24 protein-coding genes and 1 pseudogene are annotated in these 23,137 nt (G+C 39.4%); 14 read left to right on the top strand and 11 right to left on the bottom strand.

All coding sequences use genetic code 11. From position 1 onward, the window contains the following. The first annotated feature begins 522 nt into the window (after positions 1–522). Positions 523–822, top strand: coding sequence for a hypothetical protein (locus VJ09_RS06640; protein ID WP_044640784.1), 300 nt, complete (start codon positions 523–525; stop codon positions 820–822). Positions 823–896: 74 nt separating this feature from the next. On the opposite strand, the gene VJ09_RS06635 is transcribed toward VJ09_RS06640, so the two are convergent. The 8 genes and pseudogenes from VJ09_RS06635 to VJ09_RS06605 all read right to left on the bottom strand — a co-directional run bounded on the left by VJ09_RS06635 (position 897) and on the right by VJ09_RS06605 (position 6,363). Further along, the gene (locus VJ09_RS06635; protein WP_044640783.1) at positions 897–2,435 is read right to left on the bottom strand and encodes a FumA C-terminus/TtdB family hydratase beta subunit; all 1,539 of its coding nucleotides are present in this window, start codon (positions 2,433–2,435) and stop codon (positions 897–899) included. A gap of 162 nt (positions 2,436–2,597) precedes the next feature. Next, positions 2,598–2,783 (bottom strand): DUF817 family protein, encoded by a 186-nt coding sequence (locus VJ09_RS19140; RefSeq protein ID WP_147635483.1) that lies wholly within the window; start codon positions 2,781–2,783, stop codon positions 2,598–2,600. A 28-nt stretch (positions 2,784–2,811) separates the two neighbouring features. After that, a complete protein-coding gene (locus tag VJ09_RS06625; RefSeq protein ID WP_044640781.1) occupies positions 2,812–3,060 on the bottom strand; it encodes a hypothetical protein in 249 nt (82 codons plus the stop codon). A gap of 39 nt (positions 3,061–3,099) precedes the next feature. Beyond that, the gene (locus VJ09_RS06620; RefSeq protein WP_044640780.1) at positions 3,100–3,411 is read right to left on the bottom strand and encodes a winged helix-turn-helix transcriptional regulator; all 312 of its coding nucleotides are present in this window, start codon (positions 3,409–3,411) and stop codon (positions 3,100–3,102) included. A 124-nt stretch (positions 3,412–3,535) separates the two neighbouring features. After that, positions 3,536–4,234 (bottom strand): hypothetical protein, encoded by a 699-nt coding sequence (locus VJ09_RS06615; protein WP_044640779.1) that lies wholly within the window; start codon positions 4,232–4,234, stop codon positions 3,536–3,538. A 153-nt stretch (positions 4,235–4,387) separates the two neighbouring features. Continuing rightward, entirely contained in the window at positions 4,388–4,525 is a 138-nt protein-coding gene (locus tag VJ09_RS18380) for a hypothetical protein (protein WP_154662347.1), read from the bottom strand. A 42-nt stretch (positions 4,526–4,567) separates the two neighbouring features. Further along, positions 4,568–4,684 (bottom strand): annotated as a pseudogene (locus VJ09_RS06610) (helix-turn-helix transcriptional regulator); the annotation flags it as partial. 62 nt (positions 4,685–4,746) lie between these two features. Further along, positions 4,747–6,363 carry an alkaline phosphatase family protein gene (locus VJ09_RS06605; RefSeq protein ID WP_044640777.1) on the bottom strand — a complete coding sequence of 539 codons (1,617 nt, stop codon included), beginning with the start codon at positions 6,361–6,363 and terminating at the stop codon, positions 4,747–4,749. A gap of 91 nt (positions 6,364–6,454) precedes the next feature. Between VJ09_RS06605 and VJ09_RS06600 the strand changes: the two genes are divergently transcribed. The 6 genes from VJ09_RS06600 (at position 6,455) to VJ09_RS06575 (ending at position 13,923) form a co-directional block, all read left to right on the top strand. After that, entirely contained in the window at positions 6,455–7,642 is a 1,188-nt protein-coding gene (locus VJ09_RS06600; protein ID WP_082050441.1) for a M24 family metallopeptidase, read from the top strand. A 483-nt stretch (positions 7,643–8,125) separates the two neighbouring features. Beyond that, a complete protein-coding gene (locus tag VJ09_RS06595; RefSeq protein WP_044640776.1) occupies positions 8,126–9,151 on the top strand; it encodes a galactose ABC transporter substrate-binding protein in 1,026 nt (341 codons plus the stop codon). Positions 9,152–9,322: 171 nt separating this feature from the next. Then, the gene (locus tag VJ09_RS06590) at positions 9,323–10,840 is read left to right on the top strand and encodes a sugar ABC transporter ATP-binding protein (RefSeq protein WP_044640775.1); all 1,518 of its coding nucleotides are present in this window, start codon (positions 9,323–9,325) and stop codon (positions 10,838–10,840) included. An 18-nt stretch (positions 10,841–10,858) separates the two neighbouring features. Next, on the top strand, positions 10,859–11,869 hold the full coding sequence (gene mglC, locus VJ09_RS06585) for a galactose/methyl galactoside ABC transporter permease MglC (protein WP_044640774.1): 1,011 nt from the start codon (positions 10,859–10,861) through the stop codon (positions 11,867–11,869). Between the two features lie 185 nt (positions 11,870–12,054). Then, positions 12,055–13,245, top strand: coding sequence for an LPXTG cell wall anchor domain-containing protein (locus tag VJ09_RS06580; protein ID WP_044640773.1), 1,191 nt, complete (start codon positions 12,055–12,057; stop codon positions 13,243–13,245). Between the two features lie 63 nt (positions 13,246–13,308). After that, positions 13,309–13,923 (top strand): class D sortase, encoded by a 615-nt coding sequence (locus VJ09_RS06575; RefSeq protein WP_044640772.1) that lies wholly within the window; start codon positions 13,309–13,311, stop codon positions 13,921–13,923. 102 nt (positions 13,924–14,025) lie between these two features. Here the strand turns inward: VJ09_RS06575 and VJ09_RS06570 are convergent, their stop codons facing one another. Continuing rightward, a complete protein-coding gene (locus VJ09_RS06570; protein WP_044640771.1) occupies positions 14,026–14,745 on the bottom strand; it encodes an SDR family NAD(P)-dependent oxidoreductase in 720 nt (239 codons plus the stop codon). 558 nt (positions 14,746–15,303) lie between these two features. After that, positions 15,304–15,963, bottom strand: a complete 660-nt coding sequence (locus VJ09_RS06565; protein WP_044640770.1) for a YczE/YyaS/YitT family protein — start codon at positions 15,961–15,963, stop codon at positions 15,304–15,306. A gap of 304 nt (positions 15,964–16,267) precedes the next feature. Here VJ09_RS06565 and VJ09_RS06560 point away from each other — a divergent pair, with 304 nt between their 5' ends. The 3 genes from VJ09_RS06560 (at position 16,268) to VJ09_RS06550 (ending at position 20,791) form a co-directional block, all read left to right on the top strand. Then, positions 16,268–16,450, top strand: coding sequence for a helix-turn-helix domain-containing protein (locus VJ09_RS06560; RefSeq protein ID WP_044640769.1), 183 nt, complete (start codon positions 16,268–16,270; stop codon positions 16,448–16,450). 116 nt (positions 16,451–16,566) lie between these two features. Beyond that, positions 16,567–20,334 carry a hypothetical protein gene (locus VJ09_RS06555; protein WP_044640768.1) on the top strand — a complete coding sequence of 1,256 codons (3,768 nt, stop codon included), beginning with the start codon at positions 16,567–16,569 and terminating at the stop codon, positions 20,332–20,334. 238 nt (positions 20,335–20,572) lie between these two features. After that, positions 20,573–20,791 (top strand): hypothetical protein, encoded by a 219-nt coding sequence (locus VJ09_RS06550; RefSeq protein ID WP_044640767.1) that lies wholly within the window; start codon positions 20,573–20,575, stop codon positions 20,789–20,791. On the opposite strand, the gene VJ09_RS19025 is transcribed toward VJ09_RS06550, so the two are convergent. After that, complete coding sequence (locus VJ09_RS19025) at positions 20,771–21,172, bottom strand: helix-turn-helix domain-containing protein (protein WP_044640766.1); 402 nt, start codon at positions 21,170–21,172, stop codon at positions 20,771–20,773. The two genes, VJ09_RS06550 and VJ09_RS19025, sit on opposite strands and share 21 nt — an antisense overlap. Before the next feature lie 204 nt (positions 21,173–21,376). On the opposite strand from VJ09_RS19025, the gene VJ09_RS06540 reads away from it, so the two are divergent. The 4 genes from VJ09_RS06540 (at position 21,377) to VJ09_RS06520 (ending at position 23,104) form a co-directional block, all read left to right on the top strand. After that, positions 21,377–21,604 (top strand): helix-turn-helix domain-containing protein, encoded by a 228-nt coding sequence (locus tag VJ09_RS06540; RefSeq protein ID WP_267904273.1) that lies wholly within the window; start codon positions 21,377–21,379, stop codon positions 21,602–21,604. 436 nt (positions 21,605–22,040) lie between these two features. Further along, a complete protein-coding gene (locus tag VJ09_RS06530) occupies positions 22,041–22,430 on the top strand; it encodes a hypothetical protein (RefSeq protein ID WP_044640764.1) in 390 nt (129 codons plus the stop codon). Positions 22,431–22,510: 80 nt separating this feature from the next. Next, positions 22,511–22,900 carry a hypothetical protein gene (locus tag VJ09_RS06525; protein WP_147635445.1) on the top strand — a complete coding sequence of 130 codons (390 nt, stop codon included), beginning with the start codon at positions 22,511–22,513 and terminating at the stop codon, positions 22,898–22,900. Further along, entirely contained in the window at positions 22,901–23,104 is a 204-nt protein-coding gene (locus VJ09_RS06520) for a hypothetical protein (RefSeq protein ID WP_044640762.1), read from the top strand. The last annotated feature ends 33 nt before the right edge of the window (positions 23,105–23,137 follow it).

The raw sequence follows: 23,137 nt of genomic DNA, 5'->3' as shown, positions 1-23,137 counted from the left end.
ATATGTGACAGCTGTATTCATTTTTCCAAAAAACTATTATGGAAAATTCGGAAAATAGGAGTTATATCTGGTTGTTTATGTGGAGTTATTAGAATTTAGATAGCCAAATAAGGAAATATCCAAATCATGCAAGATTGTTTTGCCAATTCTAAAATAAGCATTGTAGTTAATTACACCTTTTTACCGATCCTTCCCAACTATCTTTGATTACCTGTACACAGGTAATCTCTTTTCTCTAATCCAAGGTAGAATCAGATACTCTTAATTATAGATACTATTTCTATTTTGTAATTGATAAACATGTTATCTGGTTTTACTTTTTCCATAACTATCTTTTCTTATCGAGTTGTTGATTGGGTATCTATATTTCGCTTGGAAACAAAAATAGACAGAATATAATTTGTTTTCAAGAGTTTACTATGGAAAGATGGTTCGCGTAAAGGGGATATTTAGTATTAATGTAATATTCAGTAGTTTTTAGCAAGTGATAGGAAGACTAGATCACAAGAATGAGGTGTTTCGATGATTAAAGTGCTAGTAGAAGGACAGCAAAATCAGGTGGAAAATTTTGTGCGGTGTTTTGAGTATTTGCGACAGTATCATATTTTTTACCGATCTTATCTAACGAATAAGAAAAATACGGTAGATGATGTCCGCTTAGATTTGTTTGTGGTCAATAGCAATCCAAAGAAGAGAGTGACGGAAGTAGAGATGACTACGAAGGAAGGAAAGCAGATTCGCATTGAATTGTTAGATGCAAGGGTTGTAAAGATGAGCGAGGTTCTTACCATTGTCTATGGGAAGCACTATGACATATTTTGAGTTGAAAAGATACACCTAATAGAAAAAAGCATCCCACTACATTCCAAGTAGCAGGATGCTTTTCATTATATTACTTAGAAAACTCGCTCTTGATATTGTGCTAGTTTTTCCAAAGAAGATTTGTCTACATCACGATGCAAGCTATTGCCATGTGCGTCCATGGTGACAATTCCCATAAATCCTTTGACACGCAGATGCCACATTGCTTCTGGTACGCCAAATTCCATTAGATCGACGCTTTCTACTTCTTCTACACAGTTGGCATAGTACTGTGCTGCACCACCAATTGCATTGAGGTAGACGGCACCATGTTCTTGGAGACCTTGTAGCGTTCTAGCACCCATTCCACCTTTTCCAGCAACGACACGAATGCCAAATTTCTTGATGATGTCCGCTTGGTATGGCTCTTCACGGCTACTGGTAGTAGGACCGGCCGCTTTGACATGCCATTTACCATCGGCATCTTTTAACATTACCGGACCACAATGATAGATAACCCCATTGTTTAGATCAGCTGGTGCATCATGATCCATAAGATGTTTGTGGATTTGATCACGTCCGGTATGAATCAGCCCATCGATAAAGACGATATCGCCCACTTTTAGGTCACGCACTTGTTCCTCGGTGATCGGTACAGTGAGATGTACTTCTCTCGTTCCTGTCATTTCGCCTTCTTTGGACTGAGTCGATACTGTTTCTTTTGCAGCTTTTTTCTCTTCTACTGGATAGATCCAGTTCTCGATCTCACCAGTTTTGCTATCGATCAAGGCACCTTGACGACGGAAAGCCCAACAGTTATATGCTACAGAGACAAAGAAGCTAGCTGGGAGACGATTCATTACGCCAACTTTACAGCCAAGAAGCGTCGCATTCCCACCAAAGCCCATCGTACCGACTCCAAGTGTGTTGGCTTTTTCTAGGATGTAGGCCTCTAGTTTGGCAAGGTCAGCGTTCGGATTGACATCGTCTACTTCTCGGAATAGCTGTTGCTTGGCTAATTCATAGCCAGTGGTGCGATCGCCGCCGATTCCTACTCCGATAAATCCAGCACTACAGCCATGTCCTTGCGCTTGATAAACACTGTGCAAGATACATTTGCGAATCCCATCGAGATCTCGACCAGCACGTCCTAGTCCTTCTAGTTCGCAAGGGAGACTATACTGGATATTTTTGTTCTCACAACCGCCTCCTTTGAGAATGAGGCGAACATCAATCTCCGGCTTCTCCCATTGGTGGTAATGGATGACAGGAGTTCCAGCACCTAAGTTATTCCCTGAGTTCTCACCAGTAAGGGAGTCAACTGAGTTGGGACGGAGTACTCCATTTTTCGTCGCCTGCTCAATTGCCGCATGGATCTCTTTGGTCATTTCAATCTGGTTTGCTCCTACTGGCACATGCAAAATAAAAGTAGGCATTCCAGTATCTTGACAAATAGGAGAGACACGTTCTTCGGCTACTTCAATATTGGAGCTAATTTTGTTCAATGCTAGGCTCGCTCTAGTTCCAGCATCCTCTTGAGCTTTGGCAGAGCGGATCGCTGTTTGGACGTCCGCAGTTAGACGAGTAGAAGTCTCGGTGATCAGCTTCAAAATCGATTCTTGAAACGCTTTCATGACGAGATACACTTCCTTTGATTAAGTTAAAAAGTCATATGAAAACAGAACATTTTCCTACTTAATATGCTAGGGGAAGGGAAGGAAATTGTCTAGGATATATTTCTGGTAGTAGGGATAAGAACGAAGTAGGGGAATCTTCCCTCTCCAAAGACGGTTGCATTAGGAGGTATTTTTATCTAAACTTCTTTGCCCTTTTGTTTCTAAACCAGAGACTGCCATCAGGATCTGAACCACTATACACCCGATTAGGATTAAATTACAGCGAAATAGATATGGTAGTTGGACTACTTTGGAAACTGTTAAAATACCAAAAACAAAAACCGGAAATGTACAAGATAAAAACAGGAACCAACAATGTCAGTTCCTGTTTTTATCAGTGATTACTATGTGGGCGCTCCGCCGCCTTTTGAAAGAACTCTTCTTTTTCTACAATGCCACAGACTCCGCATTGCACGCGATACTTTTCCCCAGTGTAGCGATATTGTAAGGGGTCCGTTGGATCGACATAAGAAGTAACCTCTCCTGATTCAGCATCTTTTTTCACACTGGTAACCACTTGTTCGATGATGTTAAACCGGCTACGATTCGTTTCACAAGAAGGACAGCGATAAGGAGTAGTCATGATAAAACCACCTCTATCTTACCAATGCCCCAATTTCCTTTATTTCATCCACTTTTCTCCCCAAGACTGAATGGATTCAATCACGGGAGTTAGGTCGCGTCCTTTTTGGGTTAATTCATATTCTACACGTACGGGAGTTTCGGCATGTACGTGGCGGATTACAATACCATGTGCTTCTAAGTCCTTGAGTCGTTCGGCCAACATGCGTTCACTCATCTGAGGAATCTGTTCCCGAATATCACGAAAACGACTAGTTTTTTCCATCAGTACACGAATGATGAGACCTGTCCATTTTTTTGCTAAAATTTCAATGGCTGCCTCAAATTTAGGGCAAATGCAGGTATGCTCCATACCCAATCACCTCGTTATTTTTAGAAAGCCCTTGCGATACTTCTACGCTTCTTTTTGGTTAGTAAGTAAATATTAGTATACAACAAAAAAAGAAAAAAGAAAAAAGCAAACAAGCTGCTTTTCTCTAAGTACCACTATCTAATTGGGTTAAAAATTGTTGGTAAGACATTCGTAAGGGTTGTAATACCCTTTCGTCAAAATTTACAGTATGGTCCTTATCACCTGACAGAAACCATAAATCAAGTAAGTAGGGAGACCACGGTAGGTGGAGTGTCTTCTGTGCAAATGTGTGAGCTGCGATCTCCCGAACAGACCAGATGCGTCGACGAAAACGAAGTGGTCCTACTTTGCGAAAAGTAACAGAGGGAGTGGGAAATTCACGTCGGTTTGGAAGTTTGGTCTCTAGATGATGGAATAGCTCATGAGTCAAGTGGAGTAGGATCCATTCTTCTTCTGGTATTTCATAGCCTAACTGATGGAAGAAACGGTGTAGCTGGGCGAAACTATGTCTGTAAATCGTAATTCTTTTTTGTTTACGGTCGTATTCTGCCCTAACTTCCAAATTTTCTGGGTGCTGATCGACTAAAAGGATCTGAACCCCATCTTTTACTAGATGGTTGGCTATGGAGGTAAGAGTTATTTGATTTTGAAAAGGTTTCGCCCATTTTTCTCCTATCTCGAAAGCTTTGCGAATGAGAAAAATGGTTCGAGAGGGAGACAAAAAAGGAGCATATGGGTCTTGTTGCAAAAGATGAAAAGCCCACTCTTCGGGCTGGAGATCGCCTAATTCTTGTTGGATTTGAATACGAGACAGTCGAATCAAATGGTCCCCTCATTTCTCTATCATTTCCGATTCATTCTATGTAAGAAACGGCTTGTCTCATGCTATACAGAAAGATAATGAGGGGTGGATGGATCAAAATCTCAGTTGTAGGCGAATCTCAAAAAGGTAAGATTAGTTGAGGCAGTTTCTCATTTACATACTGGCGCTTAGTTTTTTTCGTGCGATGACATAGTGTAAAGCATAACCGATGATTGCGATAATAAGGAAATCTAATCCATGAATAACAGTGATCAGTGGATCGGTGCTTTCCAGAAAACTAATTATTGCCACTAGTATTAAAAATCCATTTATATTTTTATCTCCTTCGCAATTTTAAGGTTGAAATAACGAATCCACCGTAGTTTCTAGAACTTTCGCTAACTTAAAAGCGAGTTGTAAGCTCGGATCATATTTATTATTTTCAATGGCATTAATCGTTTGTTGAGATACACCAAAAGGGAGCTCTACTGTAATATAGAAGCTCCCTAATAGCATGTATCCCAAGGGAAGATTTAACCATTTTCTGGTGCTTGTTCTTTGATCTGCTCTTGTTCTGTTGTTTGCTCTTGTACTAGCTCAATGATCCATTCTTTTATATCGATAATACGGGGATAGCGTGGCTTTTTATCTGTTCCACAGATGATCATAGGTATTTGAGAATCCATTTGATGTAGCCCACCATGAGAGCCACCGCGATGACGCGGAGAAGTTTCATAAACCATTTCATAGCCAGGTGCTACCGTGATGACGATGACCCGCTCCGCTGTGTCCATCACCCCATATAGTCTCATTAGAATGTCTGGATAGAATCCGTACTGAATTTTTTGTTCCTCAATGGTGAGATCAGCTAGGAATAGATCACCAACCATATCCCATGTCTGATCGAATTCATCCTGATAAGGTCCCTCAGGACGATATTGAAAATGCCCTTCGGTCTGTCCGCTCATTACATGAATCCAACCATTTTCTGCCCAAGCAATTAAGTCTATTCGTGATTCTTGCAAGCAGTGTTTTACGATTTCTTCGATGGTGATTTTCTCATCCAATAGATAGAGAAATGCCATCCGTTCATTCACGCAGATCGCCAATTGATCATCGGGATGAGAACGCTTTTGTTTAGGAGACGTGATAGAATAAGAGGAGAAGTATGGTTTGAGATCTACATGTGCTTGAGAACGATCTTCTAAGATGTTGGCTTGCCCACTATCTCCCATCACGACCCAGATGCAGGAAGAGATTGCCTCTTCCCAAGAAGGAAATGAGTTCAGTATGGTGCTGATTTCTTTATCCACTTTGAGAATCCCTTTAACTTCGGCAGGTCCTTTCCGATGAACGGGATCATCGTTTTTAGGAAGATAGGCAATCGTAAACGGTGGCAAAAGGTCATGTTGAATTAGAGATACTAATTCCATTTGGGTGAAACGATCATTCATTCCAAACTTGTTCCAAGCTTTCCCTTTTTTCGATTTGGGACTAATTCGATGCAAGACACCAAAAGAAAAAAATTTGCTAGCGGAAACTGCGATTTTTCTAGGCAAGATACCAAACCAAGCAACTGGCCACGGAGGAACAATAGTGTGCGCCTCCGGACCACGATAGACCAAAGCATTGATGGAAGCGGTTTCTTTTAATTCTTCGTGGATGGTCGGAGTTTTTGGATTTAGGTATTGCTGATTTAATCGTAGCAGGCTGTCTTGAACTATCTTTTTGACCCCGACTAATAGTGATTCTATTGCTCCAGTACCAAAGTTCACAATCCGTTTCTCATCCGAATGGTAGTACATGAGCCCATAGATATGGTGTTCACGCGGAAGTTTACCAGTGAGTAGTGTACTATCGATGGTGACAGACATGGTAGGGAAAGCGGAGACCATTTTCGGGATATAGTTACCATGCTCCATTAAAAATTGTAGGGCAGGAGCTTTTCTCATCGCGATCGTTTCCCGTAATGGTGCATCCATAAGAGAGTCGACAATAAGTAGGATCACTGGTTTTCCCGGATTTTTTGTTTGTTCGGAAGTTCGGAGCATGTTTAGTTGGGAACGTGATTTTTGACTGGCATGATAAGCAAGATCTAGTAAAATTGCTAAAAGAAGAATCGTGCCTAAGATCCAGAGAAAAAGAGCCATAAGGAAACTCCATTCTGCGAGCTATTTTAACCTTATGCTCTCTTTGTCTATCCATTTTTATTCCAAATCTGGGAAATGAGGCGATGGAAAGTTGCTACAACAGGTACCTGTGGAGGATGTACAACGACGAATTCAATTGTTGCAAGCGAAATTGAAAGAGTTAGATTTAGATGGTGTTTTATTAAGCCAGAATATTGGGGTTTATTATTACTCAGGTAGTATGCAAAATGGATTACTCCTCATTCCACAGTCTGGTAGTCCATGTTTCTATGTAAAAAAGAGCTTGACGAGAGCATCGCAAGAAACCCATTTAGAGACAGAGGAAATGGGAAGATTTCGTGAGTTAGGAGAACGTCTTCGTGCTCGATTTGGCTCTTTGAAGAAAGTCGGAATGGAACTTGATGTCTTGCCATATTCCATTGCCACACGCTATCGTAAGCTCTTTCCTAATGCAGAGATGGTGGACTGCTCATGGGATCTACGTCTCTTACGATCTATTAAATCCCCATATGAGTTAACCCAGATCCGAAACGCTGCTCAGATTGTCAATGACGTACTGTTACAGCTTCCGAGTTGGTTGCGTGAGGGGATCACGGAGCTTGAGTTGGCTGCTAACATTGAGCATTTTTTCCGTGTAAGAGGCAATCAAAATATTTATCGTATGCGCGGATATAATCAGGAATTGGCTTTGGGGATGGTGTCATCTGGTGCGGCAGCCGCTAGCCCTACTTATTTTGATGGGCCTGCAGGAGGACTGGGAGTTTCTAGCGCTAGCCCTCAAGGAGCTGGCAAAAAAACGATTGCGAGAGGGGAACCAATCTTAGTTGATATTAGCACGATAGTGGAAGGGTATATTGTAGACCAGACCCGGATGGCCGTAATCGGGGCAATGTCTCCCAAACATCAAGATGCATATCAGAAGGCGCAAGCAATCTTACGAGAGGTAGAGGAGTTAGGGAAACCAGGAATCCCTTGGCAAGACCTCTATCTTCGCTCGCTGGAAATGGTAAAGGAGTTTGGATTATCTGAACACTTTATGGGATATGGACAGGATCAGGCGAAGTTTTTGGGGCATGGAGTTGGATTGGAATTAGATGAAGTACCGATATTAGCAAAAGGTTTCACCCAGGCACTAGAAGAAGGCATGGTTATTGCTATTGAGCCGAAGTTTACTTTTCCGGGAGAGGGAGTTATCGGTGTAGAAAATACGTATGTGGTGACCAAAGAAGGACTTCAATCATTGTCGATCTCATCGGAAAATATAATAAAGGCAGAATAAGGATATACACCAGACGGTCTTTGGATTGGATCGTCTGGTGTTTGTTGTTCTTAGACTACTTTTTGCTTTGGTTGTTCTATGGGATACAAGGTTGCTTTTGTAAAATACCAATGAAAAAACCCAGTAGAAGAAAAAGAAACAATGAGAACGCCTGCTTTCTAAGATGTTGAGGTTCATCATGGAATGAGTTCTCCCATAGAGAGCGCCAAAAAAGCTCTCTACCCATATTACTTTACCATATGGAGAAAACCTGCCTAAGGTAGAGCTGTCACTATGAAAAGAGTGAATTCTGATTGAATTAACATTAAAAAAATGTATTTGCAAGGGATATTTTTTAAAACTACAAAGATATTTATGTTGAATTTATATTATTAATTCATTACTATAATAATAGTCACAATTAGTTCATAATTGTTGCTTATTGTTTTCTTATGTGTCTTCTGGATACTTTACTTAGTAAGCAACAAAGGTGGAGGGATGAAAATGAAGAAAGCGCTTTCTATTCTTGCTACAGGCGCACTGCTCGCAACAGCTGTTGGATGTTCGTCTGGTTCAGGTAATGCTGATGGAAATGAAAAACCACAAATCGGGGTCGCTATTTACAAGTTTGACGATACCTTTATGTCAGGTGTTCGGAATGCGATTACCAAAGCTGCCGATGGCAAAGCAGAAGTAGATATTGTAGATAGCCAAAATGCTCAACCTACACAGAATGAAAAGGTAGATCTCTTCATCACCAAAAAAATGAATGCGCTTGCAATTAACCCAGTAGACCGCACAGCAGCTGGTGTCATTATTAATAAAGCAAAAACAGCGAACATCCCTGTTGTGTTCTTAAACCGGGAACCACTCGCAGATGATATGAAAAAATGGGATAAAGTTTATTATGTTGGGGCGAAAGCAGAAGAGTCTGGTACTCTATCTGGGGAGATCATCGCTGAATATTTTAAAACTCACCCTGAAGCAGATAAGAATGGTGATGGTGTCCTCCAATATGTAATGCTCAAAGGAGAACCTGGTCACCAAGACGCAGAATTACGTACCAAAGCTTCCATTGAGGCTGTTCAAAACGCAGGTATTAAAGTGGAAAAACTAGCAGAAGACACAGCAATGTGGGATCGTGTAAAAGGCCAAGAAAAAATGGCTGCCTTCCTTGCAGCTCATAACGATAAAATCGAAGCAGTTTTTGCTAATAACGATGATATGGCATTGGGAGCGATTGAAGCATTGAAAGCAAAAGGATACTTCAAAGACAATAAGTTTCTACCAGTAGTAGGGGTAGACGCAACGGCTCCTGCCATCCAAGCTCTCAAAGAAGGAACACTTCTGGGGACTGTTTTGAATGATGCGAAAAACCAAGGTATTGCAACTGTTAACTTGGCTACTGTACTAGCTAAGGGAGAAAAACCTACTAAAGAAAACGTTGGCTATGATATCACAGACGAGAAATACATCTGGATTCCTTACAAAAAAATAACGAAAGATAACTTGAATGACGCTACTCAATAAATTTTTTTAACTTGAAAATTTAAGCGCTTACAAGAGGGAAAACACTCTTAATTCTGAACTATCCGTTTTCCCTCTCTTTTAAAATGTTTTACTTCATCACATATTTACTGAAAATTATCTAGTTTTTGTTTTCAAATATAGCAGTCCTTCTTGCCGGAAGGGAGACGAGAGATGACAACTCCAACCTATGTATTAGAAATGAAGAATATCTCCAAAGAGTTTCCTGGGGTAAAAGCACTTGACGATTTAACTTTACAAGTTCGACCAGGTACTGTTCACGCTTTGATGGGAGAGAATGGTGCTGGGAAATCCACTTTGATGAAATGTTTATTTGGAATCTATCAGCAGGATGCAGGTGAAATTTTCGTAAATGGAGAGAAAGTCAATATTCAAAATTCCAGTACAGCACTGAATCATGGCATCTCCATGATCCACCAAGAGCTTCACCCGATTCCTCATCGAAATGTAATGGAGAATCTATGGATCGGAAGGATACCGACCAAAGGTTTGGGTTTCTTCCAATTGGTAGATTCTCGGAAAATGGAACAAGATACCATCCAATTGTTTCAAGATTTGGAGATGGATTTGGATCCACACGAAAAAGTAGGTAACCTTTCTGTTTCGAAAGTACAGTCTATTGAGATTGCGAAAGCAGTTTCGTTTAACAGCAAGATTATCGTGATGGATGAACCTACTTCATCGCTGACTTCCAATGAGGTAGAACAGTTAATCAAGATTATTACCAAACTGAAGAGTCGTGGCGTTGCCATTATTTATATTTCACACAAAATGGAGGAAATTCTTCGAATCTCTGATGATGTGACCATCATGCGAGATGGAAAAAAGATCGGAACTTGGGAAGCATCGGAGTTGACCACTGATCTTATCATTTCACGGATGGTAGGAAGAGATTTAACTCAGCGTTTTCCTGATCGACAAAAACGAGAACATCATGAAGTTTTGATGAAAGTAGAGAATTTCACTTCAGTGAATCCGATGTCTTTCCAAGAAATCTCTTTTGATCTTCGTAAGGGGGAGATATTGGGGATTGGCGGACTTGTTGGAGCGAAACGGACAGAATTGATAGAGGCTATATTCGGACTCGAAAAGATCTCATCAGGCAAGATCGAGATTCATGGCAAAGAAGTTAAGATCAAATCGCCACTCGATGCCAAAAAGTACAATATCGCATTACTCACCGAGGAACGCAGGACAACGGGTATCTTTCCGCAGCTCTCCATCTTGGAAAACACTACGATTGCGAATCAAAAAAAATATGAGAAGTTTGGTCTATTAAACGATAAAGCACGATTACAAGATACCATAGATCAGATCGAAAAACTTCGAGTGAAAACCCCTTCGCACAAAACCATCATCCAGAATTTATCTGGTGGAAATCAACAAAAAGTACTCCTTGGTAGGTGGCTATTAACGGAGCCGGAGATATTGCTCCTAGATGAACCAACACGTGGGATTGATGTGGGAGCAAAATTTGAGATATACACCATTATTACCGAATTAGCCAAACAAGGTAAGGCTATTATGATGATTTCATCAGAGATGCCAGAATTAATCGGGATGTCTGATCGCATTATGGTGATGTCTAACGGACGACTTTCTGGAATTTTGGACCAAACAGAGGCGACCGAAGAAAAAATTATGAGCCTAGCGACGAAGTACATGGTGTAACTAGAGGAGGCCAGTCCAATGTCTAATGTCCAAAAAGCACAAAATTTCTTTTCACAGTACGCCTTATATATCGTACTTGCTGCCCTCATCTTGGGTATTCAGATTTATGATTCGGATTTTTTGTCCATTAACTCTATTCGAGATATCTTCATGCAATCTTCTACTCGCCTGATCATCGCTTTGGGGGCAGCATTTGTCCTTATTACTGGTGGGACGGATCTCTCAGCAGGGCGAGTGGTAGGACTGACCGCTGTACTTTCTGCTTCCATGTTGCAGATTGAAGATTATGCACAACGTTTTTATCCTAATCTGGACCCGCTTCCACTTTGGGTTCCGATTCTCTTAGCAGTATTGGCAGGTCTATTAGTCGGTCTATTTAATGGAATTATCGTTGCAAAACTAAAAGTACCTCCCTTTATCGCAACATTAGGTACGATGGTGGCAGTTCTTGGGATCAACTCCATTTACTTTGATCTAGAGCCAAACAACTCCCAACCAATTGGGGGGCTTCGTGAAGATTTTACCAACCTCGGTTCAGGAGCAATCGGCTCTGGTCCATACTCTATTCCATATATTGTTTTGATCGCCCTCATCATTACCGTAATAGTCTGGATTGTCTTCAATAAAACTCGTTTTGGGAAAAACATGTATGCCATAGGAGGAAATGAATCCGCAGCCAAAGTATCGGGTATCAACGTAGCGATGACGCTAATTGCCATCTACGCGATCGCGGGTGCTCTCTATGGAATGGGTGGAGTGCTGGAAGCGGCTCGTACTGGTGGAGCTACCAATAACTACGGAAACATGTATGAACTTGATGCCATCGCAGCCTGTGTTGTAGGGGGAGTCTCGACAGCAGGTGGAATCGGTACAGTGCCAGGTGTTGTCACTGGGGTAATGATCTTTAGCGTGATCAACTATGGACTCACCTTTATCGGAGTAAGTCCATATTGGCAACTGATCATCAAAGGTCTAATTATCGTGATTGCCGTAGCATTTGATATTCGTAAATATCTAGCGAAAAAATAGATATTAGACAAAAACCAGTAGGAATGTACCTACTGGTTTTTGTTAACTGTTCACTTTATAGACAATATTCCTCTCCTTAAAACTGTTCAAAAATTGGATATCTTTGGATATTGCTGTTTATCAGTCCGAAGATTATGCTAAGTGAGTATTACAAAAATAGCTTTTGAACCTTAGGGGGAGATTCTTTGAAACGGTATACCTCATTTTTGTTAGCGTTTGCATTGATATTTACACTAGTACAATTCAACGTAACAACTGTCTTTGCGACAGATTTATTGCCAGTTGTGAAAGTGAAAGCTGATTTCAAGGCAACAGCAGATAAATCCGGTAATCAGATTTCTGCTTCAATTGAAGAGGTAAAAGATGCTGCTAATTCCAAAGGTACTTGGACATTTCAAGTGGATGGTAAAGTAGTAGCAACACAAGAGAACAAAGGAACGACGACTACTTATGAAGTGAAAAACAGTGATAAAGATCAAGTGGTTAAAATCTCATTTAGTGGGACAGTGGATGAAAAAACGGTTGTTGGTTCTACTGAAATCAAGATTCCTGGAACGAAACTAAACACAACCAATCCTACTACTCCTAGCAATCCATCCGAACAAGCTGGAAAAGTAGAGATCGATGCAGATCTACAAGTGACTGTGGATGATGAAACCGAAGAGTTAATTGTTCTTTTAGATGCAAAGCTTAAAGGTGCTAAAAAGGCAAATGGTACTTGGACTGTATACTTAGATAACAAAAAGCTGGGCGATGTTAAGAATTCTAAAACCACGCTAAGCTACGAGCTTCCTCTAGAAGATTTGAAGCCATATAACGTAAAAGTAGAGTACAAAGGTACAGTAGATGGCAAACAAGTTACTGGCTCTACTGATGTAAAAGTACCAGCTATCAATTTAGAATACAAAGCTGTTAATGGAAAGCATCAATTTAATGCGAACATCATGAATGCAGAGAAAGTTGAAGAAGGTGTTTGGTGGATTGGAGTTGGGTCTGGAGAAGAGTTGATTGCAGAACATGAAGCAGTTCAAAATACGCTCTCTTTCTCCCATACCTTTGATAAACTAAAACCTGGTAAATACGAAGTAGTGGTCGTATTTGTAGGTCTTGTAGATGGAAAAGAAACTGCCCTAGGTCAATACTTAGAATTCGAAGTCAAAGCAGATGGAACTGCTACACCAAAACCACCTGTAAAAGAACCTGGCAAACCAAAGCCTCCAGTACTAAATCCTGAAGATGCTAAGAAGATCGTAAAGGAAACCAAACCTGGTGGTCCAATGCCGAAAACAGCTACCTCTTATCCAGTAAGTGTTCTCGCTGGTATGGCATTGTTAGCTTTGGGAGCAGTACTAGTTCGCTTCCGTCGTGCTTCTTAAATAGAGTAGAATAAGAGGGGTGCCTTATTGGCGCGCCTCTTTTTCATAAGGATGTGGTAGCTGATGCGAAAAATACTAGGTTTGCTCATTATCATAGCAGGATGTGCTCTCCTATTTCCAAATGCTTGGCAGTGGTGGCAGCAATCACAGCTAATACGTAATGATCCGAAAGAAGCACAAGCGATTGCTACTGATTGGCAAGATCGAACATATCAGCAACCCTTAGCAGTCGGAGAGAAAACTAATCAGAAAACCCCTATAGGACAGGAGATGGGTGAGTTAGTCCTCCCACAACTAGGAGCTATTCTGCCAATTGTGGAAGGAGCAGATGAAGATTCACTAGAAAAAGGCGTTGGACATTATATCGGATATGGTACCGTGAATCCAGGTGAAACTGGGCATGTCGTTCTATCAGGACATCGAGACACGGTATTTCGAGAGGTAGGGAAATTGAAGATAGGGGACCGCCTCTATGTTCGATCCTATCAAAAGGTCTATGTCTATCAGATCCGAAAGACCTGGATTACACATGCAGAGGATCTAACGGTGATTGTTCCCTATTCCAAGCCGATTCTCACCCTTACTACTTGCTATCCATTCGATTTTGTAGGCAGTGCACCCGATCGTTACGTTATTCAAGCAGAACTAATCGAGATTAAACCAGATACCAAAATATAATAAGATAGTAGGATTGTGCCAATGACATTTACACTTTATGGTAAATGTCATTGGTGCTTTTTTTTGGGAGTGTTATTTGGTAATGTTGAAGAACCCTAGCTATCATGCAAAAGTATCTTTCATCGCAGGAACGTTAATCTCTTTGACACATGAAACAGGGGAGAGTTCAATGACACACCGAATCAATGAGACAATATCTTGGACGGGGATACGAGTTCCGTTATATCTAGATATCGCTTTCTCGATTCCTTCTTCATAAGGGATCATTGCCGCAATATTTCCAGGGTTGATACATGTTACCCCAATCCCATCCTTCCGTACATGCTCACGCAGAGCATTTCCCACACCACGTATTCCAAATTTGGAAGCAGTATAGGCTACCTGTGTACTCTCTGCATTTTCGAGTCCGTCAGTAGATCCGATTAGTACAATTTTTGCATTACTAGATTTTCGAAGATTGGGTAATAGTCTTTGTATACAAGTGATAGCGGATGTTAGATTTACATTCATGATATCAACGATATGATCTGACTCATCTTTTTCAAAGTCATAATGCTCGGTATATCCTTCTTTCTCCCAAATTCCTGCGTTATATATTAAAACATCCATTCTCTGCTCTTGTATGGCATCTGCTATTTTTTGATTGGAAGAACGCTTGGATAAGTCTGCTTCAATCCAAGAACGATGTACCCCATCCTTTATTTGTAAACTATCAGGCTGCGTTCTAGAAACGATCCATACTTGGTCTCCTTGATCAGGTAACCCTTTTACAAATGCATCTCCCAACCCTTTGCTTGCTCCAAAGATTATATAGTTCTTCATAGACTTCCTCCTATGTTTGTCCCTATATAAGTTATAAGGGTAGAATAAATTATAGTAATTATTATTTTATCTCAATTATAAATAGTATGTAAAATTTGGATGGAGCAAACTCAAAAAAGGTCACCAATTGGAGTTGGTGACCTTACGAAAATTCTATATTTATAATGGAATAATAGTTGCAGATCAGTTGAAGGTACGTTAAAAAAATAATGGTCGGTCACTCTTTACCTAAGTATAGAGTGACCGCCTTTTTGACTAGTTTTTGCTAGTCAAATGGTTGCGCTAGCAGGTGCAGTTGGAGAGCTTACGGAAGCAAACCGGGCACATAGCGAACCTCCTCTCGTTGATAGACAGCAACGAAAAGAAGTAGGATGGGTCCTCTTTGTCCTCTTTTGGTTGCTATCTATCAACGACTTCCTTATTATCTACTAATTTATCTAAAATATCAATATAATATAATAACAAAACGCATATTTTTTTATTGTCATGATGAATACATGATAAGAAGCCTCTTTTTAACAAAGGGGCTTCTTCTATAAAAATAAAATATGAGTTCAACTATGCAATTTTCGTTCGGGGGGCAGATGGTTGTTTTTCTTTCGCTACTAGAAGAGAATCTAATACCTTTTCGCATCTGGGCAAGAAAAATTGAATAATCGGTCCGATGGTAAAAGAGAAAAGTATTGTTCCGATATGGACTGGACCTCCCAACAAAGCCCCAAGGACGACAGCACTAATCTCGATGTAAGTACGTACTTTCCGAATAGAGGCACCAGTCCGTTCAGTTAGGATCAGCATCAAGCCATCTCTAGGACCAGCACCATATTGAGCTACTATATACATTGTATTCCCCAAGGCAAGGAGAACAATCGAGAAGAGGAACCAAACTCCCTTCATAGCTAAGTTGGGAGGATCTGGTATGAAGTCTAAAAAGGTAATGAGATCAAAAAATACGCCAATTAAGATCATGTTAAGTAAAGTGCCCCATTTCGGTAAACGGCGACTATAGAGGCAAGTGGAAAGTACGATCAGAATTCCAAGTATGATATTCCAAGTACCAGCTGTTAGTGGAGTATAGTTTGTTAGCCCAATATGCAGGACATCCCAAGAAGGTACACCAAAATCGGCTTTGACAGAGATGACAATCGCTGTTGAGCAAATCCATAAACCACCAATAAAAAAGAGACTTCTCCAGAAATGGTTCCGTAGAGCATTCATCTAGTCTTCATCTTCTTTCTGGTTACGAAATAAATATTTTCTCCTATTATCATGAAACATGTCCTATTTCGCAATAGTGATTTTAAATAAAATTCTACGTTTATTGCATAATTTCAAGGGGTTTCTTGTCTCTCACTTTCCCATTGCTGAGTGCATACGATAATTCAGTCACTCAAGTGAACGCAAACCTGCCTAATTTTACCCTGCCCCCTCACCGAAAACCCATGAACCTCATAGGATAAGGTGAAACTGAATCCCTGGCCCTCGCGTTCTCACTGCTCTTGCAAAGAAGGGTGGCAAGAAATTGAGTACTCATAAAGGCAAACCCTTGTTGACCAATCGAGAGCGGGAAGTTTTTGAACTACTAGTTCAAGATAAAACTACCAAAGACATTGCTCAACAACTATTTATCAGCGAGAAAACCGTCCGTAACCATATTAGTAACGTGATGCGTACCAATTGCAAACCTAAATCACTACTGTACTGATAGTTCGCAATTTATTAAAATAAAATCAAAATATTTACCTAAATATAGCCTACTTCCTACGATTTCAGGGATAGGTTATTTTTGATTATTAAATAAAAGGGGGTTATTGGATCATCATGATTGAAATTACAGGAAATGATATTAACGAACTTAGTGATAGTGAATTAAGATCTCTTGTTGGTCTTCTTTGTGAAGCTGATCTTCGTGCTAATGGAATACCTACGGCTGGTGTTACATGGGGAGGTCATCAAAATGCCAAAGACGGAGGCATTGATGTTCGTGTTGAGCTTACAACTTCTATACATGAAGATAGCTTTATTCCAAGGTCGAAAACGGGCTTTCAAGTAAAAAAACCTGATATGCCACGTGGCGATATATTGAAGGAAATGCGACCAAATGGTGATCTAAGAAAGGTTATTAAAGATTTAATTGATGCCAAAGGAGCGTATATCATTGTCAGTAGTCAAGGTTCAACTGCTGATTCTGCTCTTGCTGATCGAAAAAATGCGATGGTAGAAGCATTGACTGATTACCCAAGTGCTTCTGATCTTAAAGTCGATTTCTACGATCGAGAGAGAATTGCAGGATGGGTTCGAAGTCATCCATCTATAATCCTTTGGGTACGGGATAAAATAGGACGACCAATCCAAGGATGGAGTGCATACGGAAATTGGGCACGGTGTCCACAAGGTATCGGAGAAGAGTACTATTTAGATGAGCATATAAGACTTCACAATAGAGCAAACCACGGGGAAGGTGGTTTTTCCGCTGTAGATGGTATTAATGAAATTCGAACTATCCTTTGTTGTCCACGATCTTCTGTTCGCTTAGTAGGGCTATCGGGTGTGGGGAAAACTAGACTAGTGCAAGCCCTATTTGATGAACGAATTGGTGAAAGACCATTAAACCAATCTCAAGTGTTTTATTCTGATATTAGTGACAGTCCTAATCCAGACCCTCTTAACTTTGCAGAAAGATTAATTGCTCTACAAAAACCAGCTATTCTTGTTATTGATAACTGCTCTCCTGAATTACATCGTCGTTTAACTTCTGTTTGTTCAAAATCAGGTAGTTTAGTTAGTTTAATTACAGTTGAGTATGATGTACAAGAAGATCAACCTGAGGAAACTGAAGTGTTTTGTTTAGAACCAGCTTCTAAGGAGTTAATTGTAAATGTTATATGTTCTCGATTTAGACATGTAAGCGAAGTAAATGCCCGTACCATTGCTGAATTTTCGGGAGGCAACGCTCGGATTGCTATTGCTTTAGCGAATACCATTAAAAAAGGTGATAATCTAGCTAATTTAAGTGACAGTGAACTGTTTAGTCGATTGTTTTACCAGAACCAAAGAGAAGACGACTCTCTATTGAAAACTGGGGAAGTCTGTTCACTTGTGTATTCATTTAATGGAGAGATTAATGGTGATGAGTTAGAACTTCTTAGTTCTTTAATTAACATGAGCGTTAATGAAACCTATAGAAACATAGCGAAATTAAAGAGAAGGGATCTTATTCAGCAAAGGAATATATGGAGAGCAGTATTACCTCATGCGGTTGCTAATAGGCTTGCAAAGAGTGCTCTTGAAAACATTCCATTAGATAATTTATATAATGTGTTTGAAAGAGAGGGCTCAGAAAGGATGCTAAAATCATTTTCTAGACGTTTAAGCTTTCTACACGAAACTGAAGAAGCAAAAATAATTTCTAATAGATGGCTTTCAGAGAATGGTTTATTAGGAGATGTAAGCAACTTAAATGAACTTGGTATTAACCTACTTATGAATGTCGCTCCTATAGATCCAGAATTAACACTCTCTACTATTGAAAGAGTATCTACAAAGGAAGAGAATCAAAGGTTTTTCACACGCGAAAATGTTCACTATTTGTATTTTACAAGGCTTCTTCGATCTCTAGCGTATGATATAAATCTGTTTGAGAGATCTGTTGAACTGCTTTGTAACTTTGCACTTTCAGAGAGTTCTGATGAAAATAATGATTCAATAAGAGATATGTTAAAATCGCTTTTCTATATATATTTATCAGGCACACATGCTACTCCTGAACAGAGACTAGGGATCATTACGGGTCTACTAGGATCGGACTGTGAGGATAAAAAAGCTCTAGGTATTTCTTTACTAGAAGCCGCTTTAGAATCGATGCATTTTACATCGCATTATGAATTTGAATTTGGTGCTCGCTCTAGAGACTATGGCTATTCGCCAGCGACTAAAGAAGAGATCCAAAAATGGTTTAAATTATTTATCAATTATACTGTAAATCTTGGAATTTCTGATCACCCTGTATCGTCTAAAGCAAAAGATCTCTTGGCGGAGAATTTTAAAGAGTTATGGACTATAGGTATGTATGATGAATTAGAAGTAGCCGCAAAGAAATTTTCGAATAAAGGTGGTTGGAGGAAAGGATGGTTAGCTGTAAGAAACACCAAAAGATTCGATGTTGAGAAAATGACCCCTGACCTGATTAAACGTTTGAATGACCTAGATACGATACTTAAACCAACAACTTTAATTGAACGGGCAAAACTCTTTATTCAATCAGAGAGTTCTAGTGCTTTAGATTTAGTTGATGCCATTGAAAATCAAGGAGAGGATACAGTAGAAAGCATTATTAGATCTTTAGGAAGTGAAGTTGCATTAAACAACGATGCTTTTAAGGAACTATTATCAGATATTTTAAGGAGTAATGGTAGTAGGTTGTTTAATTTTGGTCAAGGTTTAGCAGATGGATGTGAAAATCCTGAAAAAGTGTGGAAGGATTTTCGAGAACAATTATATCTTCTAGAAGAATCAGATCGAAATTATCAGGTGATTTGTGGATTTCTCAATGCTATTTCAGAAATAGATCCACAATTATTAGATAAATTTCTCAACGAGGCGGTTACTGATACAGTTTTAGCTAGGTTATTTCCATATTTACAAACTAGTGTGGAAATAACCATCCAGGGTGTAGAAAGGCTTAAAAATTCTCTTGAACTTGGACTAGCACCTTTATGGACTTATTGGAGATTAGCGTATTTAACAATAAATGATCGAACCCTGTGTGAACTACTAAGGTTAATGGCTTCTAATCAGGAAGGGATAGAGGTAGCAATCGAGATTTTGTCAAGGAGGATTCACGCAAAAGAGAATGTATTAAGTGATGATATCATTTCTATCGGACAAGAATTGCTTTTAAAATTTCAATTTACCAAAAAAAGTAGTAGGGAAGATCACCACTTAGCTTTAATTATTAACCATTGCTTTGCTAATGAATCAGCCCAAGAGAATTCAAGATTCTTATGTAATAATCTTTTTCAAGCATGTGTAAAATCTCATATATATTTTACGGGATACGATCATGTTTTGAAGGCTCTTGCAACAACGCAACCATGTGTTTTTCTTGATGTTTTTTTGGGAGAAGATATAAAGCAAAATTCCCGGGTAGATCGTATTACTTGGAGGAATATAAGGGATGATTTCAACCCGATAACTCATATAGACGATGACCTAGTTATTAATTGGTGTAATACAAATCCAAAAACTAGATACCTTAGTGTAGCTTCTGCTATCATTCCTTTTCAAAAAAGTGAGAATGGAAATATGTTGGAATGGACTTCGCTAGCATCAAGAATAACTACTAATTCATTTGATCCGATTGCAATCTTAGAGGAATTTAAGTCAAATTTTAAACCAACTACATGGGGAAGCTCACGAGCTGAGATTATGAAAACACGTTTAAGATTGATATCAGACTTAAAAAAACATGAAGATTCTAATGTTACACATTGGGCAAGAAAGGTAGAAAAAGAATTTGAAAATGAAATCTCTTCCATGCGTAAGCAAGAATTGGAAAGAGAGAAGGATAGTAATGAGCGTTTTGAATAATTAGCACCTATAGATTAAAGTGTATTGTAGGAAAGGAATTGATGAGAAGCTATTTTGTTTAACGGAGCTATTTACTTCAATAGAACTAAATGTGACCTCTACCACAAATGTAGAGGTCATTTGTATTTTATTACCTTTTATTTTTAATGAGGTCTAACAATCAAATGTGCTATAATCAAAAAAGCGAACAAACGTTTCGGTTATTGCGCAATCCTTCAATGTACTTTTGGAGGTACTTATGAAGCAGTTAGAAAATAAACCTCTCAATATTGCAGAGATTGGCGACATTCAAATGTACTTAAACAAGTTGGAGCAAAAAGTAGCTGATTATAACAACATTGAACCAGATGAAGTCTATTTATTGTATTTAGTGTTTAAAGTTTCAGATTTATACAAGTTGGAAAGATCTATTGAGTTGTCTGATCTAGTACATAAGCTACTTTTTAAATGCATTTAAAACTGCTTCAAACTGGGCAATGAAGAGTTTTCTTTGATCTTCTGATATTGGCTCTCCGTTTAGGGTGGGTCTTTTTGACTTTAAAAGTTCCAGTATTTTTTCCATGGCTATCTCTTGATCATGAGGTTTACTTAAATCAGGGATAGCTTCTATTTTTTCTTTAATATACTGATCTAGGTGATTATGTTTATCGTTACTTTTTCCAAGAAGATAATCAACGGTTACATGGTAGTAATTTGCCATACGCTGTAATGTTTCATTATCTGGTTCGCTTCTGCCGTTCTCATAATGAGAATATCTTGCTCGGAGAATACCGAGGTCATTGGCAACTTCCTCTTGAGTTCTTTTTCCTCTAAGCTCTTTTAGCCTTTTTCCCAACATGGGTTATATTCCCCTTTAATGATTCTTTTTTGATATCAATATAGGCGTCATCATAGATATCCATGATATCATTCAATTTATTATTATAGATACAAATTTTATCTAAAGACAACTTTAATAAAATTTGTATCAGAAATAGGTTGATGATTTAGATCCCATCGATTATTATATTGATAATAATTGTATCAAAAGAGGTGGGAGAAAGTGCTTCGGAAAAATCTTATTACACAAAGAATGAATCACAATTTAACACAAAGAGAAGTCGCAGAATTACTAGGTATTTCCGAAGTTTTTGTTCGAAAAATAGAGCGAGGTGATTCGAATCCTGGAAGAAGAACAATGTTAAAGTTTGAAGGTTTATATGGAGTTTCGGAACGGGAGCTATTTCCGGATCTTTTTGAGGTCAATTTTGATACATTTTGTATCATATAATAACTTTTAGGCTCGTATCATAGGACTTCTTGCATAGCTTGAAGGATAGAGGTGATGAACTTGAAGAAAACTCGACTCAGATTAGGAAAAGAAATATACGGCACAAAAAATATTCTTCAAGCATTTCAGGAAGCCTTCTCTCCATACTTCTCACAAGATAAAACAGATAACGCAATGTATACCAGAACGATAATGAATAGTGCCCTTATATCTGGAAGTCGTACATGGGTGAGAAAAGAGATGTTAAGTAATGATCATTCGCAGTAGGATCTTGGTCTGGCATATGGACCAGACCTGGTTGGACAAGCATTTTTGAGGAGGTGATACTGGATATAATAAAAGCCCGCTTTTGGGAGAAAGCGAGCAAGTCAATAAATTTCAGATGCATATAGGATAACACGAGCAGTGATCTATATGCAAATAAGGAGAGAAAAAATTGAATACCTACCCATTACAAATAGCGGATCAAACTGAAGTAGTCGTATCTACCGGAATGATTACCCCTGCTGGATCGATTGAACAAACCATCGAACAGTTCCAGATATATCAAGAACTGAAAGAGAGAATCGGATCACCTGAAGACTTCCAGAAGATCGGGGACAAACACCATCCGAAGAAAAGTTTTGTTCGCAAAGTACAACGGTTTTTTAACGTATCCTGTGCGATCATGCAAGATGAACGCTACGAGATGGAGATGGAACCATCATCGCTTGGATCGCGAAAGCTAGAGCGATTCATCTGGGAACAGGAGCTTATCAAGATGGAGATGGAGCTTGCTCTTTTGAAGAAAAGACGGCGAAAGATCCAAGAAAAGAGAAGCAACTGAGAACCATCCATAATATCCGAGCACATGCCATTACCAGAGCCAAGAATCGAGCGATCCTAGACTTGGTTGGATTTGGAGAAGTGAGTGCAGAAGAGATAAACCATACAGGATTAGATAATTCCTATCCAGAAAAACAAACTTCCTCTACAACACAGACGGGCTATCCGATGGTAGGACAAGCTACCCAAAACCAACGGAAAGCAATCTTTGCAGCTGGAAAGGAAAAAGGTTTATCCAAGGAACAGGTAAAACAAATCGTCTTCTTCCATACCAAAAAGGAGAGTACCCAAGATCTTACCAAGCAAGAAGCCAGCGACCTCATCACACTACTCAACCAAGCGGAACAAACAGAACTAATGAACATGATCCAAACAGTAGCATCAGGGAATCAGGATCATGTTCAAGTAATAGAGAATGATTCCCTAGACTATCTAATAGATCCAGAGATCGAAGAATTGGGGTGGCTATAGATGGCACTAAACTATAAACATCTCCCTTATATAGATGAAGAAACGTTGGAGCAGCATTTAGATGACATGGAATATTACATGCTACAGATTAAGCAAGTTGTACAGCTCGGATGGCCGGTCTACGAAACGGCACAGTCGATAAACCAAGTGATCGGATATATGGAAGGAACGCTAGAAAAAGCACGAACCAAAATAAAGAAATAGAACTTGAATGTACCTTGAGAAATAGGAGAGGCG

It is taken from the genome of Risungbinella massiliensis (genome assembly GCF_000942395.1).
Classification (GTDB): Bacteria; Bacillota; Bacilli; order Thermoactinomycetales; family Thermoactinomycetaceae; genus Risungbinella; species Risungbinella massiliensis.
The sequence above is the reverse complement of the archived record's forward strand: the minus strand, read 5'-3'. Positions and strand labels throughout refer to the sequence as shown.

Excerpts from the sequence above, each read along its gene's own strand:
- VJ09_RS06590 (WP_044640775.1), top strand. The coding sequence starts at position 9,323 with ATGACAACTCCAACCTATGTATTAGAAATGAAGAATATCTCCAAAGAG.
- VJ09_RS06635 (WP_044640783.1), bottom strand. The coding sequence starts at position 2,435 with ATGAAAGCGTTTCAAGAATCGATTTTGAAGCTGATCACCGAGACTTCT.
- VJ09_RS06575 (WP_044640772.1), top strand. The coding sequence starts at position 13,309 with ATGCGAAAAATACTAGGTTTGCTCATTATCATAGCAGGATGTGCTCTC.
- VJ09_RS19025 (WP_044640766.1), bottom strand. The coding sequence starts at position 21,172 with ATGTTGGGAAAAAGGCTAAAAGAGCTTAGAGGAAAAAGAACTCAAGAG.
- VJ09_RS06640 (WP_044640784.1), top strand. The coding sequence starts at position 523 with ATGATTAAAGTGCTAGTAGAAGGACAGCAAAATCAGGTGGAAAATTTT.
- VJ09_RS06605 (WP_044640777.1), bottom strand. The coding sequence starts at position 6,363 with ATGGCTCTTTTTCTCTGGATCTTAGGCACGATTCTTCTTTTAGCAATT.
- mglC (WP_044640774.1), top strand. The coding sequence starts at position 10,859 with ATGTCTAATGTCCAAAAAGCACAAAATTTCTTTTCACAGTACGCCTTA.
- VJ09_RS06625 (WP_044640781.1), bottom strand. The coding sequence starts at position 3,060 with ATGACTACTCCTTATCGCTGTCCTTCTTGTGAAACGAATCGTAGCCGG.
- VJ09_RS06550 (WP_044640767.1), top strand. The coding sequence starts at position 20,573 with ATGAAGCAGTTAGAAAATAAACCTCTCAATATTGCAGAGATTGGCGAC.
- VJ09_RS06620 (WP_044640780.1), bottom strand. The coding sequence starts at position 3,411 with ATGGAGCATACCTGCATTTGCCCTAAATTTGAGGCAGCCATTGAAATT.
- VJ09_RS06555 (WP_044640768.1), top strand. The coding sequence starts at position 16,567 with ATGATTGAAATTACAGGAAATGATATTAACGAACTTAGTGATAGTGAA.
- VJ09_RS06565 (WP_044640770.1), bottom strand. The coding sequence starts at position 15,963 with ATGAATGCTCTACGGAACCATTTCTGGAGAAGTCTCTTTTTTATTGGT.
- VJ09_RS06570 (WP_044640771.1), bottom strand. The coding sequence starts at position 14,745 with ATGAAGAACTATATAATCTTTGGAGCAAGCAAAGGGTTGGGAGATGCA.
- VJ09_RS06595 (WP_044640776.1), top strand. The coding sequence starts at position 8,126 with ATGAAGAAAGCGCTTTCTATTCTTGCTACAGGCGCACTGCTCGCAACA.
- VJ09_RS06520 (WP_044640762.1), top strand. The coding sequence starts at position 22,901 with ATGGCACTAAACTATAAACATCTCCCTTATATAGATGAAGAAACGTTG.